The following is an 18,252-nucleotide window of genomic DNA, read 5'->3' as shown; positions in this document are numbered from 1 at the left end:
CGAATAGGCAGCTTCCCTCTATAGGACGCTGGCAAGTTTAGCGTTGCCTTAAAGAAACCGTGCAAGGATGAGGGTCTGTCATCCACGCCGGCAACCCGATGAAGTTTCGAAGAAATCTCGCTCGCTCTGCAGTAAGTCATACCAGCGCATTCGCTCCCGCAATATTTGCCGCAATTATTGCAGCAATCGTCGTTTGGGTAGCAACGAACTGGCGGCTGGAGCGATCGCTTGCCGATGAGCGCTCGATCGTTGCCGGCGAGCTTGCTACCATATCCTCCCGGCTTCAGACGAACCTCAATAGCAATGTGAAGCTGTTGCAGGGGCTGGCGGCCGGCATCGCAGTCAATCCAGAGATGGGCCAAAACGGATTTTCCAAACTTGCCGCGCAGATCCTGCAACCCGACTCGCAATTGCGAAGCTTCGCTGCCGCGCCCGACATGGTGGTCAGCTGGGTTTATCCGGAGAACGGAAACGAAAAGGCCATCGGGCTCGACTACCGAAACAATGAGAAGCAACGGGCTGCCGCGATGCTGGCGCGCAACACCCACAATATCGTTCTGACAGGCCCAGTGGAGCTTGTCCAAGGTGGAACCGCTTTTGTCGTCAGGTGCCCGGTCTACATCAATAACGGAACAAGCCAGGTCTTTTGGGGCCTGCTTTCCGGAATAGTCGACATACCGAAGCTTTACCAGGAAAGTGGCCTTGCTTCGACCGAGCTTGAGATCGCCATCAGCACCGTACCGGAGCCGAATTCGCCCAAACAGGTTTTTTTCGGCAGCCTGGCAACTTTTTCAAGCAAACCGGTTCAGACATCCGTTGACATGGTTTATGGCCGATGGACCCTCGCCGCACTCCCAAGACCGCGATGGGGCCAAAATAATGGGATCGGTATTTTTGAGTTCTACGCCAGCCTGTTGGCATTATGTGTCGTTGCACCGATTGTCTGGATCGGCTTTCTGACCGGATCACGCCAAAGAACGATCGAAAAGCTTCGCCTTCACAAGAAAAAGCTCGTTCGAGCACGACAGAGGCTGGAGCATCTCTCATTGCATGACGCATTGACGGGGCTTCCCAATCGACGATTTGTCGACCGGATGATCTCGCAACCGCCGAGACCCCGTCCACAAGATTGTCTGATATTCATTCACATCGACCTGGATCGATTTAAGGAGATCAACGATACGAGAGGGCATGCTGGCGGTGACGCGGTCTTGCAAGCAACGGCTTCTCGCCTTGCCGATTTGGTTGGTCCAAACGACGTGGCGGCTCGGATCGGTGGAGATGAGTTCATCTTCGCCAGTTGGAGTGCCGATCCGGAGCCGAAGGCAACCGCATTGGCACGACAAATTGTCGATACGCTCGATCAGCCCCTCATCATCGACGATGCGGCGTGTGTTGTCGGTGCAAGCGTCGGCGTCGCCTGGGAGACTGAACGTGCTCTCGGTCCGGACCTCGGCCAATTGCTTCTCAATGCCGATTTGGCTTTGTACGAGGCAAAGAAGGCGGGTCGCGGCCGCGCGGCGGTTTTTACGGAAGAGCTTCGCAGCGCCGCGATCCACTCGAAAGAATTGGCGGACGAATTCAAGCAAGCGCTAGATCGCGATGAACTCGTTGCGTTCTTTCAACCGCAGTTCGATGCAAATACGTTGGACCTTGCCGGCGTCGAGACACTTGCCCGTTGGGATCACCCGCAAAAAGGTCTGCTCGCCCCGGACAAATTTCTGGACGTTGCGGAAAAACTGGGGCGCACCGGCGACATGGATAGGCTGATCCTGCAAAAGGCCCTATTCGAGCTGACAAGATGGGACAGTCTGGGAATGCAAATTCCACGTGTCTCTGTCAACATTTCAGCGCGTCGATTGGCGCAGCCAAATCTGCTTGCCGAGCTGTCCGAACTTCCCATAGCGAAAGGTCGCCTGTGTTTCGAGCTGCTCGAGACAATCTCCTTCAATGATCTTCAACCTGTTCTCAAAGAGATCATTCCAGCCGTCAAAAAGCTTGGCATCGAAATCGAGATCGATGACTTCGGCACCGAACATGCCAGCATTGTCAGTTTGCTTCGATTTGAGCCGCGACGACTGAAGATCGATCGCGAAATTATCAAGCCGATTGTCGCGTCTCCATCTCAGCGCCGCCTGGTCTCCTCCATTATCGAAATCGGCCGATCGCAGAACATCGACATCGTTGCAGAGGGCGTGGAGACAATGGACCATGCGAAGATCCTGAAGGATCTCGGTTGCCATATATTGCAAGGTTACGCTCTGGCACGGCCAATGACCTCGGAGCAGTTGATTGAATTTTATTGTGTGAAGGACAAAGGAATGACAGAGGCAGGCCGATAGCCAAGCCCCGCATTCCGTGCATGATTATCTTCCGTCGATCCTCGACTTATTGCAGCCAATCGCCTGTGGTCCGACCCAAACATCTACATCCCAAGCCCCAAGGACTTGCCCCGCTTCAGCGACCGCTTCAACTCCATCTGCTGGGTGAGCTCCGCACGATGACTACGATCGGCAAGGCGAGCAACCTGGCGGATACGCTCGACGTCACCATCCCGATCCGGTCCCACTCGCTTCAGCTGATCCGCGAGATCTGAGGGATCGGCGCGACCGAAGCGCGTTTCGATCGCAGTAACGATGTCCTTTGCCTCGGCAAGCGCTCGACGGCCCTCCGGTGTCCCGGCCAGTCGTTCGACGAACTTTGCCTTGTCGCTATAGGGGAGATCGTCGAGATTGCGCAGCAGCGCCTCACTCCGGCGGCTCAGGCCCAGAACCTCGACCACGTCCTGCTTTTCCCGCTTCCAGCGTTCGGAGCCGCATTCAGCCGCAAGGCGACGCTGCCAGGTGTTGGCGGATTGGCGAACATGTGAAGCCAGCGCATCGATCCGCAAAAGCGCGTGTTTGCGTTCAGCGTTGTCTCCGAACAGGCCGGTCTTGCCGGCGAGCGCACCGATCGTCTCGGGCAAAGTGCTGAGTTGGTTGGCGAGCGCGACCGGATCTGCGTTCTCATCCAGGATCCGGCCGCGCAACACGTCCATTGCCGCTGGCGCGTCCTTGAACACCTGCGGCGCGAGCTGCTTTGCCGCGGCCCAATCTCGTTCGAATGCCGGCATCGCCCTTGACCGTCCGACCTCTTCGACGCTCATCGCATAGGTCTTAACCGCCGCAACGAGCACGCGGCGTTCATCCTCGCGTTCATCGCGACGTTCATCGCCAGTGGGATCCTGGTGCGAAGAGCCGCCATCGGCGATGCTGCGGGCCGCGAGCGGTGTAGGCGGCCGCGGCTCTTGCAGTGGCTTGGGAACCGCCGTGTCCGGGATGGGCTGTATCCCTTTGCTGATTTCGTGAGATGCGACCTCGCTCTCGCCCTGCCCCCGGCGATCCTCCATGCCGCGCCGATTGGCAAAGTCATGCGTATAGTCGAGCGTCGTCTCCTTCACGCCTGACCGGCTCAGTGTCTCTGTCAGGGAGCGCTCCGTCTTGAACGCATCGAGCCCCGCATAAAGCTGCACCTCTTCACGATGACGGGTCATCGCCACATAGGTCAGATGCCGGTCCATCGTCGTCGACGCCAGGACAAAACTCCGGTCGACGGTGGCACCTTGCGTCTTGTGGATCGTCGTCGCGTAGCCGTGATCAAAGGCCTGGTAACTGTTCACCGGAATGATCACCTGGCGTTGCCCATCTTGCGTCTGCGCCTTGCCGTCAAGCCGAACCTGTATTGCGTCCGGTTGGACGGCGATCACCTCGCCCAGCATGCCATTCTTGACGCCGAGATCACGATCGTTCTCCAGGAAGACGATGCGGTCGCCGCGCGCAAAAGATCGCTTCCCATTGCTGGTCTGGTAGGTGAGTTCCTCACCACGATCATCCGAGGTGCCGGTGCTTCTTGAGAGCTCACCGCGCTCCTGCAACCGAGAGCGAATGCCGGCATTGATGGCACGGACGTCGTCGCGCCGATGGGCCATCGCAATGCGCGTGTCGTTGGGATTGGCCGATCGGTCAGCGACGTAATCGGCAATGATCGCCTTCAGCACGTCGTCGCGGTTTGCTTTCAGCTGGATGTTGCCATGTGCTTGGTAGGCAGCAAGCCCGTCGGCAGTCCGATGCGAGGCAAAGTCGATCGATGCCTGCTTTTGCCAATCGGCCTTTTGCCGGCGCACTTCCGACAGTTGCGCATGGCCGACGGCTTCGGCGATCGCCCGAAACGGCGCGCCCGCTCCGATCGCCTGAAGCTGTTCATGGTCACCGACCAGGACGAGCTTGGCGCCGGCCCGTTTGACCTCGTCGACGAAGCGGGCGAGCTGACGACTGCCGACCATGCCACCCTCGTCGATAACGAAGACGTCACGAGCATTGAGCCGACCGCGATCAGCTTGCCAGGAGTACTCCCAGGACGCCAAGGTGCGGCTCGATATGCCGGACGATTGCTCCAGGCCTTCCGCGGCCTTGCCGGCCAACGCCGCGCCATGAACGCGATAACCTTGCGCTTCCCAGGCCTGCCGGGCAGCCGCCAGCATCGTGCTCTTGCCGGCACCGGCAAAACCGATCACCACAGCGATCTGCGAGGCGCCGGTGACATGCTCGATCGCCTGGCGCTGTTCAGCCGACAGCCCCTGCCCCGGTGAAGGATTTCCCGCCTGGATCGATCTGTCCTGTTCGGCGATTGCCGCATCGACATTGCGCTTCGCCACAGCGTGGTTTTGGCGCGTCTTCATCGCAACAGTGGCTGTTGCCATCGCCCCTTCGATTGCCACCATCTCGACCGTCGAATAACGTGCCTCGCCGTCACGGCCGCGAAGGCTTGAACTGTCGGGCCTCAACTCGACAAGTGCCTTCGACGCCATCACCGCGGCAAAAGCATTCTGGAATGTCTGCGCATCGTCATTGATGGTGCGATGCAGAGCCCTGGCGATATCATAACGGTTGAAGACGCTCTTCTCGTTGGTGATGAGCTTCAATATCTCTTCAGGGCGCCGGCGGATGATCTCGGCATTGCGATCGGCCGATTGCGGTGAGATGCGGACGCGCGAGACTGCCCCACCCTGCCGATTGATCTGAGTGGCATGCACACCGACATGTTCGCTCGGCTCGATCGTGATCCCGGCCTCCAGATGCGAGCGGTTGTCGATACGGATATCGAGGCCGGCCCTCTCAAGGTGCGTGTTGGCAAGATGCTCCCAGGCCTGTCTGAGATCCTTCAGCTGCAGTTGCGATGGCGGCAGGTGATTGGCGAGAAGCCATCTGTTCTCCCGCTCAAGCAACGTCTTGTCGCCAAGACCGGTTTCCCTCATCTCACGCGTCGTCATCATCAGATGCGCATGGCTGTTTCTGATGTCACTTCCCTCACCCGGCCGATGGATCGCGAAGTCGACGGCAGCGCCATAACGATTGGCCAGATCTTCGGCAAAGGCCCGCGTCAGCACCAGGCGTTGATCCGGCGTCAGTTCATGCGGCAGGGCGACTTCGAATTCCCGGGCAATACGGGCGTCGCTGCGTTTCTCGGCACGCTCGGCGGCATTCCACAAGGCGGATCGCTTCATCGCCCAATAGGCGGAAGACCCAGTCGGCAAGACGATCTCGGCATGCTCGACACCTTTCCTGTTGCTAAAATCATGGGTCAGCCCATCACGCTCGTTCGTCAGCCGCTCGGCCGCACGATAGGCGGCGGACGCGACAGCGCTGCGGCCAGCGCTGCGGGCGATCGGCTTCATGCTGAGATGATAGATCGCCATCGCCATCCCTTTGTTAGCGGGCTGCCGGCCCGCGCTTTGAGTTGCCCGGCAACTCGTAAGTGCGCCCTTGTGCCTTCGTCGCTTCGCGCCTTCGGGCACTGGTGGGAGCACGCGGCAATCTCCCAATGACCTCGTAAGCCGTTCACCCGGTCGCTTCCACGCGCAGATTTGCGGGTTTCGAAGCGCCGCTCTTCGAGACAACTTCGATCGAGGCACGCCGGCGGCTCTGATCATCCGTTCATCGCCGCGGCCAATGGCTGAACAGGAACAAGGGAGAAGATCATCATGGCGCGCAAAACCATCGGCGAGCGGCTCGCCCAGTTGGAAGCGCAGCGCAAGACATTGCAGATCCGGCTCGGCAAACAGGAGCGCGCCATCGACACGCGCCGCAAGGTGCTGATCGGCGCACTGGCGCTGCATCGGCTGGCGAATGACCGCGATGTGCAGATCGGCGGCGGACTGGCAGCCTGGCTCAGATCGGAACTGCCAAAATTCCTCACCCGCGATGGCGATCGGGATCTGTTCGAAGATCTGCTCGAACCACGGCCGCACGACCCGTCGCTCGGCAATATCGGCAACGGGAGCGCGGCATCATGATCCATGCTAACCAGATCAAAATCGCTCTCCGGAACATGATGCGCATGGAGGCCCGCGATCCGCTCTGGGCGATCGTCGCGTTCATCACCTTTCCGCTGCGATATGCCAAGTCGTTTGTCATGGGTGCATTTGGCTATTTGCTTGTCGTGTTCACCGTCTACTTCGGGATCGACTACCTCAGACGCGTGATGCTCGGCGGCCACAGGGGTGACGTCATCTGGCATATCGGCGATTGGGTGGTGATGGCCTTTGCCATCGTGCTGCTCATTCGGCTGTTGTCGGTTCCGTTGATCACGCATTTTGGATCGGCGGCGGACGACACGCATGGGTCTGCGCGCTTTGCCGGCCGAAGAGAGATTGCGCCGCTCACCAAGGCGGGCAGTGGCCTGCCGGCCAGCGGCCGATCGTTGCGACGAAGTTGCGCTATTATGCCGATCCGGAATTCGTCGGATTGTTTGGCAAGCAGGACAGATAAGGCAGGAGAGATGAACCAGGCGGTTCACATCACCCCGATGAACCGATCGGCGCGCGTCTTGGACGCATTCGCAGTCGCGGCAGCGGAAGATCCGTCATGACAGCGTGCTTGTGATTCCAGCCTTATTGATTGGCGCAACTGCTGAGTACCGGCGTCATCACCTTCACGTGCTCATCGATCCGCTCGAGCACTTTTTCCGGGACGACGGCCCGTTCCGGAAGGCTCCACCAATGCCTGTTGACGCGTTCAACGACATCGATGACCGCCTTGAGCACAGCCGGCTCCGGCAGCCTCGCGCGGTTGGCGAAGATCTTCCATCGCTGCGCGACGAGCGCCTTGAAGGAGCGCTCGCCGCCGAGCGACAGCGCCATCGCGTCGGCGGGAATATAGGGCACGGTCGACAGGACATCGTAGATCGGCGCGAGCTCCGGCTTGTCGCCATTGCCACGATAGATCAGCGACCAGTTTTTGAGGTGCATGTCGCCATTGCCGGTTATTGCCGTCAGGGCCAGACGGCGTACGAACTCGAGGGCGGCCGTCGGCGAGATGGCGACACCGAGGGCGGAGGCTATATCGTGGTATGCCGCGGCCTCGTATTTGCGCGAGGGATAAATGCCGAAGACCTGGGCGAAATCCTCGATATGGATGCGTTCAGCGCCGGCGCCCCGATCGAAGCGTTTGACCAGGAGGACCTTTCCGTCCGACAGCGTGTCGAACTCCTCGGGGATCCCTTCGAAATCGGACTTCTCGACAAGCTCGCGTTCTGGCACTTCCATGCCGATCGCTGCAGCCAATGCAAGGTTGGCGTACTCGTTTTCAGAGACACCAGGAAACGATGTCGAAGGAAGCTTTGCGATGTAATGGCCCTGCTCGTCACCCATCGGCAAGGTTAGGCCACCACCCCTGCCAGTGTTCTTCATCACCGAGAGTTTCATCTGCACACCCGCGAGTGAAAACCGGGCTTTCGGCTTGCCCCTCGACGCGTCCTCGATCACCGCCGTCGTGCCACCGCTCGGTACAACGCGGACAGCGCCCGGCAGGTCCTGACCGAGTGCGGCCAGTAGATCAAAATCGTTGCCCGCGCGCACATGACCTGCGTGGTGCTTTTCCATCGCCTCGCGCAATTTGTCTTCAGGAAGAAGATTGGCGAAGAACGCCGGCAAGGCGCCGGCAATTGGCTTGGGATCCTTGCGCAACCCTCCCGTCGCCGCCCGGAATGACAGGCTAAGGACTGGGAACCCACCCGTCGCGCGATAAGCTTCATCGAAGCTGAACGCATTGAAATCTCCAGGCGTCCTGACGAGTGTGCCGACCTTCAGATCGTTCAGCAGCACCTCAAGCGAAGGAATGGCGTTGGGAGCCTGAAACATCTTAGCCATGATCGTTATCGTCGGGGCGGGAGATGAAAGCCGGGAGATCATCGTCGTCATGTGGGCGCAGCAAGGCCTCGACCGCGGGAACCATTGCTTGGGGGATCATCATCATTTCCAGGCCGAGCGCGCGGGCGACATTCAGCAAAGTCGTCGCGCGAGCCGCGGCGACCCCCGTCTCGATGTCGCGATAACGAGGGCGCGAAATGCCAGCCAAATCGGCGACCCGTTCCTGGGTCATTGCCGAGGCCTGTCGTGCCTTCTTCAATAACCGCCCGATTTCGAGCAAAGCCGCCGAATCTGGGATCATGATGATACCTGCGCGTTTCATTCGACATTGGACTGATACGTATAGATATCTTCTTGTCTCCGTTGTCAACGAAAATAGATCTGTTTACGGATCATATTAGAGCTAACGATATGTTTAGAGATCATCGTCAGGCGCCTTAGCCTCAACGGATAGGGCCGCCTCCAATTTGCCTGGCCAGGAGACCGTGGTGTTCAACACGCGGCGGCACTGTGTCGGAAATTGCCGAGCAGCGTGTCGCCCGCCCGCTGCTGACGCTCGCCGATCGTTGCGATGAAGTCGCGCTATTATGCCGATCCGGAATTTTCCGGATTGTTTGTCAACCAGGAGAGATGAGCCAGGCGGTCCCATCACCCCGATGAATCGATCGGGCCTCATCGATTCACAAATGTCGTTGAACGCGAGCAACTGGTGTTTGCGATTCTGCCGGCATGACAGTTCAGCCCTATCGTCTCTACATCGAACGCATCGATCCATCGAAGAACATGGCCCGCTTTTATGCGCTGTCGATCGAGCCGAACCTCTTCGGCGAGACCTCGCTGGTGCGCAGCTGGGGACGCATCGGCAGCCGCGGGCAGCAGAAGATCCATGTCTTCGACAGCGAGGCAAAAGCCGTCGATCTCCTGCTCAGCCTTTTGCGCAGGAAGCGATCGAGAGGCTACCTTCCGCTGCAGTGATCGACATCCGCGTCTCGCATGCCTGAGCGAAGGAAGAGACAGTTGAGTGAAGAAGAGACGGCTTACGCCGCCTCCTCCTCGTTGCGCTCCGGCTGCAGGGAATGCAGATAGTCGACGGCGCGCTGCGCATGTGCTGCCGCCGAGAAGATGGCGCGCTTGTCGTGGTCGAGAACCTTCAGCCAGCCATCGAGATAGCGTGCGTGGTCGGGGCGCGGTTCGAGCTCTGGGACGATGCCGAGATCGGCGCAGAGAAACGCGCTGCCGAGTTCGGCAATCAGCTCCTCGCGGGCACGTTCGCTCCTGTCTTTCGCGTAGCGGCTGAGATCGCGATCCAGCCGTCGCGGTGCGGCGGTCCAGTGCGTGATCTCGTGGCTGAGGACGGCGACATAGGAAGCATCGTCCCGGAAGGCATCCAGGCATGGCATCTGGATGTAATCACGCTGAGCGGCATAATAGGCAGCCGATCCTCCGTGCCGGATCAGCGCGCCGGTATTGGCAAAGAAGCGGCCGGCATCGCCGATGCGGCTCATCGGATCCTGGTGAGGTGCGATCTCATCAAAGCGGCCGTTAAGACCGGCGATCTGATCGGTGTTGAACACCGTGTAGGCCTTGAGGAATGGAACATCCTGTTCGATCTCGCTGCCCGTGTCTGTCGTCTCGGTGCGGACGAACGAACTGGCAAAGACGACGGTTGTGCCGGTTTCGCCCTTGCGCACGGCGCCGCCGAGCTCGATTGCCTGGCGAAACGTCATCCAGCGTGATGAGGCAAAGCCGCGGGCGAAGGCTTGCGACCAGAGCAGCAAGACGTTGATCCCGGTGTAGGGTTGGCCGTTGTGGCGCAGTGGCCGGCCGACCTCACTTGCCGCATGTCCCGTCGTCCAGGGTTTGGTCCATGGCCGCACGCCCCGTTCGAGATCGGCGATGATCGTGTTGGTGATGCGGCTGTGGATATCGGTTCGTTGGTTGGATTGCTGCCTGCTCATGTTGGAACCTCCGTTTCGAGGTCGCGGCCATCGCGACCTGCTACGGCGGTCCGAAAGCCGGGCTGCAAGCGCTGCCTGCACCCCGCAGGGCCGCAACGAAGTGGAGGACGGCAAAGCCGTTGCCGGCGGCGCGAGCCTGGCAGGACCAAAAGCCGGGGCAGGACGCGATGGCCGCAATCGAAAGGGGGAGGTTTAGCCGGAGGCAGACATGGCAGATCCGCGATCCGGGATCATGTCGCTCACGTCACGGCTGCACGCGACGGCGATGGCTTGCCCGGCCGGCCCGACGATCGCCATTGCCCCGGCCGAGCGACTGACGTGCAAGACAGGCCAAACAGAGCTTCAAGCGTAGCCCATGTCCCTACGCCGCGCGCACCCTGTCGCGTCCGCTCAACTTGGCAGCGTAGAGCGCTTGATCGGCGCGTCGATAAAGCTCCGAAGCGCTGTCTGACGAGGCGCAAGCGGCGATACCGGCGGAGCAGGTGTAGCTGAAGTCGGGTGATTCAGGCAGAGGCCGGGAGAAGCGGATCACCGTCAGCATGCACTCGACCATGGCAATGGCGTCTTCCGGCCCGGTTGCCGGCATCACGAGAAGGAACTCTTCTCCGCCGATCCGTCCAAAACAATCGTTGCGGCGAACATTCTGATGAATGCGATGAGCAAAATCGCGCAGGACGACATCTCCGGCATGGTGACCAAGCCTATCGTTGATGTGCTTGAAATTGTCGATGTCGAATACGGCAAGGCATCCGTTGTTTCCGTGCCGGGCGGCTGTCAGCATGTCGTCGACGCGTGCCATCACAAAGCGGCGGTTGGCGACACCCGTGAGTTCGTCGGTGTAAGAAGCCTTGATCGCCTGGTCCCGATCCTGCCGGACAGTCCTGCCATGTACTCGTAAACTGGTGATGTCGCTCGCAATGCACAACATCCAACCGTTCTTCTGGACCGCCTCGGTCATCCAAAACCACCGGCCATCGCACAGGTCCGTCTCGAAAGCTCGATAGCCGATCTTGCCGCGGCGTGACTGCGTCGAGCGCAGCCACTCGTCGAAATTGCTCGTCCGAATGACAGTGCCTCGCGCGAGCTCGAAATTGCGCCGCATGAGATCAGGCCAGAGTGGAGTTTCATCGGGCTCGATGAAATAGACAGAACGAAAGGCTCTGTTGGCGTACCGCAGCCGGTCATGACCATCGTAGACGGCAATGAGCGTCTCTGTGCGTCCAGAAAGGTGCAGAAGCTGCTCGAAAATTTCGTCCATACCGAACACTGCCTGGTTGCCTTGGCATGACATGGCGCGGAAACCCTATGAGAAAAGAGCCGCCCCGCAAGTAAAGGCGCCTCCAGTGATTACGGAAACGTCAACGACATGTCCGTTTTCAATCGTGATTGGACATCGGCCGCGACCTGAGCGACGCTGTTTTCGGGAGGCGGACCATCTATTTTTCCGGAGATAGGAGGCCGAAATGGAACAGTACGCACTCGATCAGTTGAAAACCATCGCAACGGTCAGCCCGACCTGCAAGCGCCTCGAAATAACGCGGCGCGAACGGCTTGAACGGTGGGCCGAAAGTCTCGAACGCAGCCCCAGACCGTTTCTCAAGACACTTCACGAAACCGAATATCAGCCGATTTCAGATCGGCTTGCCCTGCGCGATGACGGCACGCCCATCTCCGTCGCGTTCGCTGATCCCATTCTGCGGGCGGCGGGAATGGAAAATGACAGCTATGGAGAAGCCAAACGGTTCTTCGAACTCAGCGACGAGCAATTGCATGATCTCGTGTGCTTCTGCCATTTCGGTGAACGCGTCAGCGCGGCAGTCGTCGCTCGCCGTTTGCGGAAGATGTCAGGTTCCAAACCAAGTGGGTTTTTCGCTCAACTGCGCGCGTTCTTTGGCTAAGCACGGTTAAGGCGGCTGCTGTTGCTTGCCTCGGAAGAAAGGGCCGCCGGGTCATCGGCTGGTCCTCGTTTCGACGCGTGCCGACGTCGTCAGCTCAAACCGACCACACTCGCACCCGTGGGCTGACGACGTGTCGCCAACATCGCTCGCGCGGCATCCGATCCAAGGATGCCGCGGCGATGGTGAAGCGCGACAGCAGCTTATCCGTGGAACGGGGAACAATGTCGCCGCGACAGCGGTGAGCATGAAAACGGCAATCCGATGCGTTCTCCAAAATCGCGTCGCCGAACCCTCCAGCGATGTCACCTTGCTCCGGCCTCGGCAATGCCCGTTTCCGCGACGGGATCGGCCGCTGTTTTCCATACAGGTCAATGGCTCGCTTCGGCAAAGTTTCAGTTGACCGTTTTCGATGGGGAGGTGACATTCTCCTGTAGCGAGGCAGGAGGAAGAAACGATGGACGAGGCAGACCGTTGGCGCCATATGGCAAGCGCACCGAAAGACGGTAGTCGGATCCTGGTCACGATCCGGCCATCCGAGCAGGGGCCGGCGGAGGTCGATCTCGCGTACTGGTCGAATGGCGATCAGTTCGCGGGAGAAGGCTGGCGGGCATCCGACTCCTCGCCGGGGCAGATCATCGAATACGCCGATCCGGAACTGAAATGTTGGATGCCAATGCCTTCGGCCAACCTTGGTCGCACGTCGATACCCCCACCCTGGGAGGGCGACGATGACCGGAACCTCGACGGGTCGGGGATCTGAAAAAATCGCGCTCAAGGACAATGTGACAAGCGGGTGTGGATTTGCCCTTCACGGGCTTCCTCGGATAACGAGCCCGTTCTCACGTTGTCGCGCCGCGAGTTGAAGCGGGATGGGCGATGTCTCGCATTGCGTAAATATCGGCCACGCTCGGAGAATTCCTGATCTTTCCCGGGAAGGCAAACCCGCGTTAAGCCGGCATGAGGGTTTCGCGTGCGAATTAGGAAGTGGGCGCCTCGCGACGCGTTTTTGAAGAACAGAGAAGGCAACTCCTTATTGGCGAACACGAAGTTCAGACACACGGGCTGGATGATCGTCATCATCCTATTCGCGATCGGGGCATTCCCACTGGAATCGACGGCGGCCACGGTGCGGGTCATAGACGGGGACACCATCCTTGTTGACCAAATCACGGTTCGGCTCGACGGAATCGACGCACCCGAGGCCGGACAGAAATGCGCTTCTCTCTCCGGACGGGATTGGCCCTGCGGCAAGGTCGCCATCGCGGCGATGGAGGAACTGGTGGCATCGGGAGACGTCGTCTGCGATGATCGCGGAGTGGACATCTATCAACGACAGCTGGGTGTATGTCGTGTCGGAAAGCGTGAGATCAATGCCGAAATGGTCGCGTCGGGCAACGCCTGGGCATTCCGAAAATACTCCACCGACTACGTCACACTCGAGGAAAAGGCCCACAGCGAACACCTGGGGATTTGGCAGGCTTCCACGATCCCCGCGTGGGAATATCGCGCCGACAGATGGAACGTGGCCGAGCAACAAGCGCCTAAGGGCTGCCCGATCAAAGGCAACATCTCCGAAAACGGCCATATCTACCATGCGCCTTGGTCTCCTTGGTACGACCGCACCAAGGTCGATACCAAGAAAGGCGAGCGCTGGTTTTGTGATGAAGCCCAGGCGCTGAAAGCCGGATGGCGGGCGCCGCAATGGGGCCATTGATCACGGAGACAGGGACTGAGCCCGTCTCCGGATCCTGATTTCGATGCGTCGCCGGGCCTCGACATTTCCTGCCTGCCCTACGGTGACGGTATCGCCCGGAAGTATCAATTGCGCCGCCGACATGGGAAGCACCGTTGCTTGCCCCAGTTTTGGATTCGCCTTGAGGATATTCGCGACGGCGATCGCCCGGGCCAGTCCCAGACCGGCGTTGTCGGCCGGCTCAAGGGCAGTGATTGGCAATTTACTGTCCAGGACATCGATGAAGGTTTTGTCGAGATTGGAATTTGTCCGGGCCAGCGGCTGCTCGTCGGTATGGCCAATGACCTCGATGACGTCGACCTGATAGCGAGACAGGTTATCCGCGATCTGGTCGGAGATGGACGTGCCCAGTTTCTGCTGAAATTCGTTTGTCAGCTCGGCGCTGCCTGACCTGAAATAATAGCCGCCCGCTTCGCTGAGATTGATGATGGGCGGCCACTCGTGTGGGCTTTTCGCCGCCGCGTTGGCGGTGACAAGCCTTTTGATCTCCGCGGGAGCGGCGTCGACATCTATGCCGTTGTCGTTCAGGACTTTCCGCAACGCGGCCAGTTTTTCGAGCTCCGACATCTCGACCCCGCTTTTCTGCAAGCGATCAACGGCCTGGCGGGCCGAAATCAGTTCGCGCCATTCCTTCTCGAACTTCTCCCGATCGACGGGTGAGAGGTTGCCGGCTCCAAGCCTGGCCTGAAGTTCGACCACCCGGGCGGTCGCGTAGAAATTGTCCTTCTTGAGCTCCGCCAGCTTTTGCTCGGTGACCCGCAGCACCCGTTCGGCCTCATATCGCTTTTTCCTTTCGGCGGTCACTAGCGCGGCGGCCACCAGCAGGAGACAAAAGACGAGCAGCAGCATGGATTCGGCCATGGTCAGGCCCAGAATGAGGCCGCGATTGTAGCCCTTATGCTCGAGCTTCGGGGTCTCGGCTATGTGCGCTGCCAATTGAACCACCTCTTACGCTCGATCGCTGATGCAGGTCGCGGCTTATCATCGACTTCAACCGGTTTGGCTGGCGAGGCTTCAAGACTGGCCAAGTCGATCGCGGTTTCCTCAGAGACCGAACCAGCCCCCGTCGGAACGGCCGGCTCAGGACGGTCAGCGTACGTGCTCGGGCTCGGGCCTGCTTCAGGCGGCAACGGTGTCGGGGGCTTCTCAAGAGCGTTGGCGATACGGTCGAGCTTTTCTTCAAGGGTCTGCAGCGGCTGCAGCGCTTCCTTGGTCTGCTCGATATAGGAACGCCCTCGCTCGGTATCCGCCTCCATGCGCTTCAAATGGGCCTCGGTCATCTCCCTGATGGACTCGATGACCGGCGTGAGTTCGATCTTGATGACATCTTCCGGGGCACGTATCTCCCCAAGCCGTGTCCCGACGCTTTCCACCGCGCCGCCGAACTTATCGATGATCGTCGAAAGCTGGCCGGTGGTTTCGGTCAGTTTCGCCGCCGCGTTGTTGTTGCTGTCATTGATGGTCTTATTGTGGGATTCGATAATGGCCGAAAGCTGCTGCGCCGCCTCCTGAATGGGCTTGATCGCCTCTTTCGACAGGGATTCGATCGCCTTGCGAATATCTTCGCCGTTCTTCTCGGCCTGGCGGGCGATCTCGTCGAACCCCTCCGACAGCATCTGGTTGCTGACCCTGCGGTAGTTCGAAAACTCCCGGGCCGAGGAATCGAGCTCGGTTCTGACGCGCCTGGTCATCTCGGCAAGCTCGTGCCTGGCACTGCGCTCGATGTCCAACGGATCGCGACGCATCTGGTTGAACAGGATCCGGAGCGTCACCCCGGCAATCGTCGACGTCACCGCGATACCGAAGTTTCGCACGATCGTGTCGATGGAGGTCTCACCGGCAAATAGATAGAGCGACACCCCGAGGCTCGAGAGCGTGAACAGAAAGCCCATGTAGTAGAGATTGTCGCCGGCCTGCTCGTTATGCAGCCGGAAGCCCGCCAATAGCAGGGAAGCTAGAAAGTAGGTCGCCATCAGCAGCAACGGGACGACGGTGACGACCGCCGTCGACCATCCCCATAGCTTGGCCGTCCAGATGAACACCATGCCGCCGATGGTTGTGAGCGCAAACAGCACCAGCGGCCCGTAGTCGCGGATCGCGGATCTTGTCACCTCTCTCGAGGCCATCAGCGTTTTCCTTCCAGACGGATGAAACCGTCGAAGTAGCCGTTATTCTTTGTGATCCACTCTTTCCAGAATTCGGCCAGTTCCTCGGCGGAGAATTTCAGGTTAGGACGCTGAAACGCGAGGATCTTCACCGACACCCCGTCGAGAGATGTCCTGAACTTATCACGCGCCTCGCTTTTCTGAAATTTCGAATAGGCGACACCGTCGCGGTAGTTCGAAAACGCCGGCGTGTGTTCGATCATGTCGGAGGCGACGAACAGGGCCCTGGGCGTTCCGGCGGGGAGGCTCGAGAACACCTCGAGGTTGATCCGCTGGATTCCGGCCATGATCGGCGAGGCATCGCCCGCCTTGCCGGACGCCAGCCTGCCAGCTATTTCCTCGAGGGGCTTTTGAAAGCCCTTTTCCCAACGGTCCTGGATCAGTCGTGGATTGCTGGTCCATTCATCGGCGAGGTCGCCGCTGCCCGGATTGCAGCCGTGGAACGTACGCTCCGGCTCGCCTTCCTTCTCGGTCAGCGAATAGATATCGATGGCACCGCCGACTGGAACTCTGGCCACGATTTGCTGAAACTGGTTCTTGAGATCAAGCGCCGTCGTGTCGGAAATGGGATCGGTGACGTCAAGCAGGATGGCGGTTTCGGACGTCGCGCCGGTGACCGGGCAAAGGGAGGCCTTGTCGACCGCCACGGTGCTGCTTGCCCTGTATTTGAGCCACCCGAACGCGCCGATAATGGCGACAGACACCAAGCCAAGGGCGATGGCGCCGACAATCAGTCCGACGGAATTGCCACCCCGCCTACGGCTACGCCTGCTGGATCGCGCCAAGGCCGGCCTCCGGGAATATGTTGTCCAGCTTGTGATAATTTTCGACAGCGGCTTCGAACTCGGCACCGATCCTGCGAATCTGCTCCGACAGTTCCGCCTGAGCCGCCTGAATTCGACCGCTCAAGACCGCGTCATCCCAATCCTCGCTGGTGCGCAGCACCGGTGCCAGGCGCTCGAGCTTGTAGGGATGGGAAAAATAACCGGGCTCGGGTTCCGTCCGTCCCGCGCGGTTCGCGTCGCGATAGATCGTCAGCAGCGCGTTGGCGGCGCGCTCGAGATTGCTCTGATGCTCCGCAAACAGTCCCACGGTCCGCGTCCGGTGAGCGATGATGGCCGCGCATTCCTGGCGCCGCCCGCTGAGATCGCGCACGATCTCCTCGATCTTGGCGTTGTGATCGTCTCTTATGTCACGGAGGTTGTCGATGAGCTCGAGCTTCCGGTCGATGTAGTTCGCACGCGCGCTGTCCAACCGCTTCCTCACGCCGGCAAAACCCGGATAGGGATCCGTGAGGTAGCAGCCGTCGATGAAGGCCAGGATCGAAAAAAGCAGTCCGACGGCGAAGAGCATCCAGGAATTCAGTTCGGCAAGCTCCAGCGGCGCGTTTCCGAGCCGCGATATGACTTCCGCGCCGGCTCCGGAAAGAACGGTCGATGACACCTCGCGATAATGCGCCAGGGCTAAATTGATGCCCAGGGCGATGCAGATATAGGCGACCAGCCCACAGAACCCGAGCAGCTTGAAAAACAGGGATCGATGGACGAGGAAGCGAACGCAATAAACCGAGAACAGCAGAGCCGATCCGATGTTGAGGACGGCGAACGCGATCGCCTCCGTCACGCCGCCGACGATCCCCTGCTCGCTTCCCTTGGCGAGAAAGCTTCCATTCATGATCATCTCGAAGAGCACGAGGAAAACGATCAGGGCGATCTTGAACGCCTGCGCGGCGGCGGTCGAAACCTTCGCGGCGCGGTCGAGATTGTGTTTCGCCTTGAAGGATGACATCTCGTCCTCGGCGGCCTTCAGGTCGCGGCGCAGCCCGTGCAGTTCGTCGACGCCACTTGCCACCTCGGCCTTGAAGTCGGATACGCTCGACGCGTTGGCTTGCCGGATCAGTCCGAACTGCCCCTCGAAGTCGAGATTGCGCAGGCGACCCTCGAAGGTCTGAAATTGATCCTCGAGGACCTGATAGGAGGCGGCCTTCTCCTCCTCGATCCGAGAGACTATCCGCTGCTCGACCTCGTCCGGCGACGCGGCGCTTGGCGCGGGCCGATTAAGCTTGCCGTTCTCGGCACCCTTTGCCCGCAGATCGAGCGTGGAACTGGTCTTGTCAATATCGAGCGAAGGGAAGATGTCGGTCGAGGCACGAAAGTCGTGGCTGGATTCCCGAACGCCCTCCCAGAGCCTGTTCAATGCTTCAAAGCGCACGCGAAACCTTTAGTGGTTTGTTTACCAAATGATGCTGCTGAACTGGATATCGCAGCGGTTGTACGTGGTCCAGCGTCCGTTT

The 18,252-nt window shown here is 59.8% G+C and carries 16 protein-coding genes and 1 pseudogene; 8 read left to right on the top strand and 9 right to left on the bottom strand.

What is annotated here, in order from left to right; genetic code table 11:
- The first annotated feature begins 98 nt into the window (after positions 1-98).
- On the top strand, positions 99-2,342 hold the full coding sequence (locus AC244Q_RS30230; protein WP_128407603.1) for a bifunctional diguanylate cyclase/phosphodiesterase: 2,244 nt from the start codon (positions 99-101) through the stop codon (positions 2,340-2,342).
- Between the two features lie 83 nt (positions 2,343-2,425).
- Here the strand turns inward: AC244Q_RS30230 and traA are convergent, their stop codons facing one another.
- Complete coding sequence (gene traA, locus AC244Q_RS30225; RefSeq protein ID WP_128408302.1) at positions 2,426-5,734, bottom strand: Ti-type conjugative transfer relaxase TraA; 3,309 nt, start codon at positions 5,732-5,734, stop codon at positions 2,426-2,428.
- Between the two features lie 285 nt (positions 5,735-6,019).
- Between traA and AC244Q_RS30220 the strand changes: the two genes are divergently transcribed.
- Together AC244Q_RS30220 and AC244Q_RS30215 are read left to right on the top strand one after the other, a co-directional pair.
- Positions 6,020-6,331: a mobilization protein gene (locus AC244Q_RS30220; protein WP_487764158.1), complete on the top strand. Its 312-nt coding sequence runs from the start codon at positions 6,020-6,022 to the stop codon at positions 6,329-6,331.
- Positions 6,328-6,744: pseudogene (locus AC244Q_RS30215) on the top strand (hypothetical protein); the annotation flags it as partial. The gene AC244Q_RS30220 and the pseudogene AC244Q_RS30215, both read left to right, overlap by 4 nt.
- 184 nt (positions 6,745-6,928) lie before the next feature.
- Here the strand turns inward: AC244Q_RS30215 and AC244Q_RS30210 are convergent.
- Positions 6,929-8,185: a type II toxin-antitoxin system HipA family toxin gene (locus tag AC244Q_RS30210; RefSeq protein ID WP_128408279.1), complete on the bottom strand. Its 1,257-nt coding sequence runs from the start codon at positions 8,183-8,185 to the stop codon at positions 6,929-6,931.
- Positions 8,178-8,507, bottom strand: a complete 330-nt coding sequence (locus AC244Q_RS30205) for a helix-turn-helix domain-containing protein (protein ID WP_128408281.1) — start codon at positions 8,505-8,507, stop codon at positions 8,178-8,180. The genes AC244Q_RS30210 and AC244Q_RS30205 overlap by 8 nt, the downstream gene beginning before the upstream one ends.
- Before the next feature lie 407 nt (positions 8,508-8,914).
- Between AC244Q_RS30205 and AC244Q_RS30200 the strand changes: the two genes are divergently transcribed.
- Positions 8,915-9,160, top strand: coding sequence for a WGR domain-containing protein (locus tag AC244Q_RS30200; protein ID WP_012755368.1), 246 nt, complete (start codon positions 8,915-8,917; stop codon positions 9,158-9,160).
- A gap of 62 nt (positions 9,161-9,222) precedes the next feature.
- On the opposite strand, the gene AC244Q_RS30195 is transcribed toward AC244Q_RS30200, so the two are convergent.
- A complete protein-coding gene (locus AC244Q_RS30195; protein WP_487764157.1) occupies positions 9,223-10,143 on the bottom strand; it encodes an ArdC family protein in 921 nt (306 codons plus the stop codon).
- A 208-nt stretch (positions 10,144-10,351) separates the two neighbouring features.
- Between AC244Q_RS30195 and AC244Q_RS30190 the strand changes: the two genes are divergently transcribed.
- A complete protein-coding gene (locus AC244Q_RS30190) occupies positions 10,352-10,495 on the top strand; it encodes a hypothetical protein (RefSeq protein WP_164902389.1) in 144 nt (47 codons plus the stop codon).
- 9 nt (positions 10,496-10,504) lie between these two features.
- Here AC244Q_RS30190 and AC244Q_RS30185 read toward each other — a convergent pair whose 3' ends face one another.
- Positions 10,505-11,401: a GGDEF domain-containing protein gene (locus AC244Q_RS30185; protein WP_128407890.1), complete on the bottom strand. Its 897-nt coding sequence runs from the start codon at positions 11,399-11,401 to the stop codon at positions 10,505-10,507.
- Positions 11,402-11,606: 205 nt separating this feature from the next.
- On the opposite strand from AC244Q_RS30185, the gene AC244Q_RS30180 reads away from it, so the two are divergent.
- From AC244Q_RS30180 to AC244Q_RS30170, 3 genes are all read left to right on the top strand, one after another.
- On the top strand, positions 11,607-12,041 hold the full coding sequence (locus AC244Q_RS30180; protein WP_012763335.1) for a hypothetical protein: 435 nt from the start codon (positions 11,607-11,609) through the stop codon (positions 12,039-12,041).
- A gap of 454 nt (positions 12,042-12,495) precedes the next feature.
- Complete coding sequence (locus AC244Q_RS30175) at positions 12,496-12,801, top strand: hypothetical protein (RefSeq protein ID WP_003548855.1); 306 nt, start codon at positions 12,496-12,498, stop codon at positions 12,799-12,801.
- A gap of 210 nt (positions 12,802-13,011) precedes the next feature.
- A complete protein-coding gene (locus AC244Q_RS30170) occupies positions 13,012-13,755 on the top strand; it encodes a thermonuclease family protein (protein ID WP_128407889.1) in 744 nt (247 codons plus the stop codon).
- On the opposite strand, the gene AC244Q_RS30165 is transcribed toward AC244Q_RS30170, so the two are convergent.
- From AC244Q_RS30165 to AC244Q_RS30150, 4 genes are read right to left on the bottom strand one after another with little or no spacing between them, the layout of a single operon-like run.
- Positions 13,756-14,730: an OmpA family protein gene (locus AC244Q_RS30165; RefSeq protein WP_128407888.1), complete on the bottom strand. Its 975-nt coding sequence runs from the start codon at positions 14,728-14,730 to the stop codon at positions 13,756-13,758.
- Complete coding sequence (locus tag AC244Q_RS30160; protein ID WP_003554101.1) at positions 14,715-15,920, bottom strand: hypothetical protein; 1,206 nt, start codon at positions 15,918-15,920, stop codon at positions 14,715-14,717. The genes AC244Q_RS30165 and AC244Q_RS30160 overlap by 16 nt, the downstream gene beginning before the upstream one ends.
- On the bottom strand, positions 15,920-16,744 hold the full coding sequence (locus AC244Q_RS30155; protein WP_003554102.1) for a hypothetical protein: 825 nt from the start codon (positions 16,742-16,744) through the stop codon (positions 15,920-15,922). The genes AC244Q_RS30160 and AC244Q_RS30155 overlap by 1 nt, the downstream gene beginning before the upstream one ends.
- Complete coding sequence (locus tag AC244Q_RS30150) at positions 16,722-18,170, bottom strand: hypothetical protein (RefSeq protein WP_128407887.1); 1,449 nt, start codon at positions 18,168-18,170, stop codon at positions 16,722-16,724. Before AC244Q_RS30150 ends, AC244Q_RS30155 begins: the two co-directional genes overlap by 23 nt.
- Between the last annotated feature and the right edge of the window lie 82 nt (positions 18,171-18,252).

Source organism: Rhizobium sp. CB2179 (assembly GCF_057653455.1).
Note: the sequence above shows the minus strand (reverse complement) of the source record. Positions and strands in the feature narration are given on the sequence as shown.

Excerpts from the sequence above, each read along its gene's own strand:
- AC244Q_RS30230 (WP_128407603.1), top strand. The coding sequence starts at position 99 with ATGAAGTTTCGAAGAAATCTCGCTCGCTCTGCAGTAAGTCATACCAGC.
- traA (WP_128408302.1), bottom strand. The coding sequence starts at position 5,734 with ATGGCGATCTATCATCTCAGCATGAAGCCGATCGCCCGCAGCGCTGGC.
- AC244Q_RS30220 (WP_487764158.1), top strand. The coding sequence starts at position 6,020 with ATGGCGCGCAAAACCATCGGCGAGCGGCTCGCCCAGTTGGAAGCGCAG.
- AC244Q_RS30210 (WP_128408279.1), bottom strand. The coding sequence starts at position 8,185 with ATGGCTAAGATGTTTCAGGCTCCCAACGCCATTCCTTCGCTTGAGGTG.
- AC244Q_RS30205 (WP_128408281.1), bottom strand. The coding sequence starts at position 8,507 with ATGAAACGCGCAGGTATCATCATGATCCCAGATTCGGCGGCTTTGCTC.
- AC244Q_RS30200 (WP_012755368.1), top strand. The coding sequence starts at position 8,915 with ATGACAGTTCAGCCCTATCGTCTCTACATCGAACGCATCGATCCATCG.
- AC244Q_RS30195 (WP_487764157.1), bottom strand. The coding sequence starts at position 10,143 with ATGAGCAGGCAGCAATCCAACCAACGAACCGATATCCACAGCCGCATC.
- AC244Q_RS30190 (WP_164902389.1), top strand. The coding sequence starts at position 10,352 with ATGGCAGATCCGCGATCCGGGATCATGTCGCTCACGTCACGGCTGCAC.
- AC244Q_RS30185 (WP_128407890.1), bottom strand. The coding sequence starts at position 11,401 with ATGGACGAAATTTTCGAGCAGCTTCTGCACCTTTCTGGACGCACAGAG.
- AC244Q_RS30180 (WP_012763335.1), top strand. The coding sequence starts at position 11,607 with ATGGAACAGTACGCACTCGATCAGTTGAAAACCATCGCAACGGTCAGC.
- AC244Q_RS30175 (WP_003548855.1), top strand. The coding sequence starts at position 12,496 with ATGGACGAGGCAGACCGTTGGCGCCATATGGCAAGCGCACCGAAAGAC.
- AC244Q_RS30160 (WP_003554101.1), bottom strand. The coding sequence starts at position 15,920 with ATGGCCTCGAGAGAGGTGACAAGATCCGCGATCCGCGACTACGGGCCG.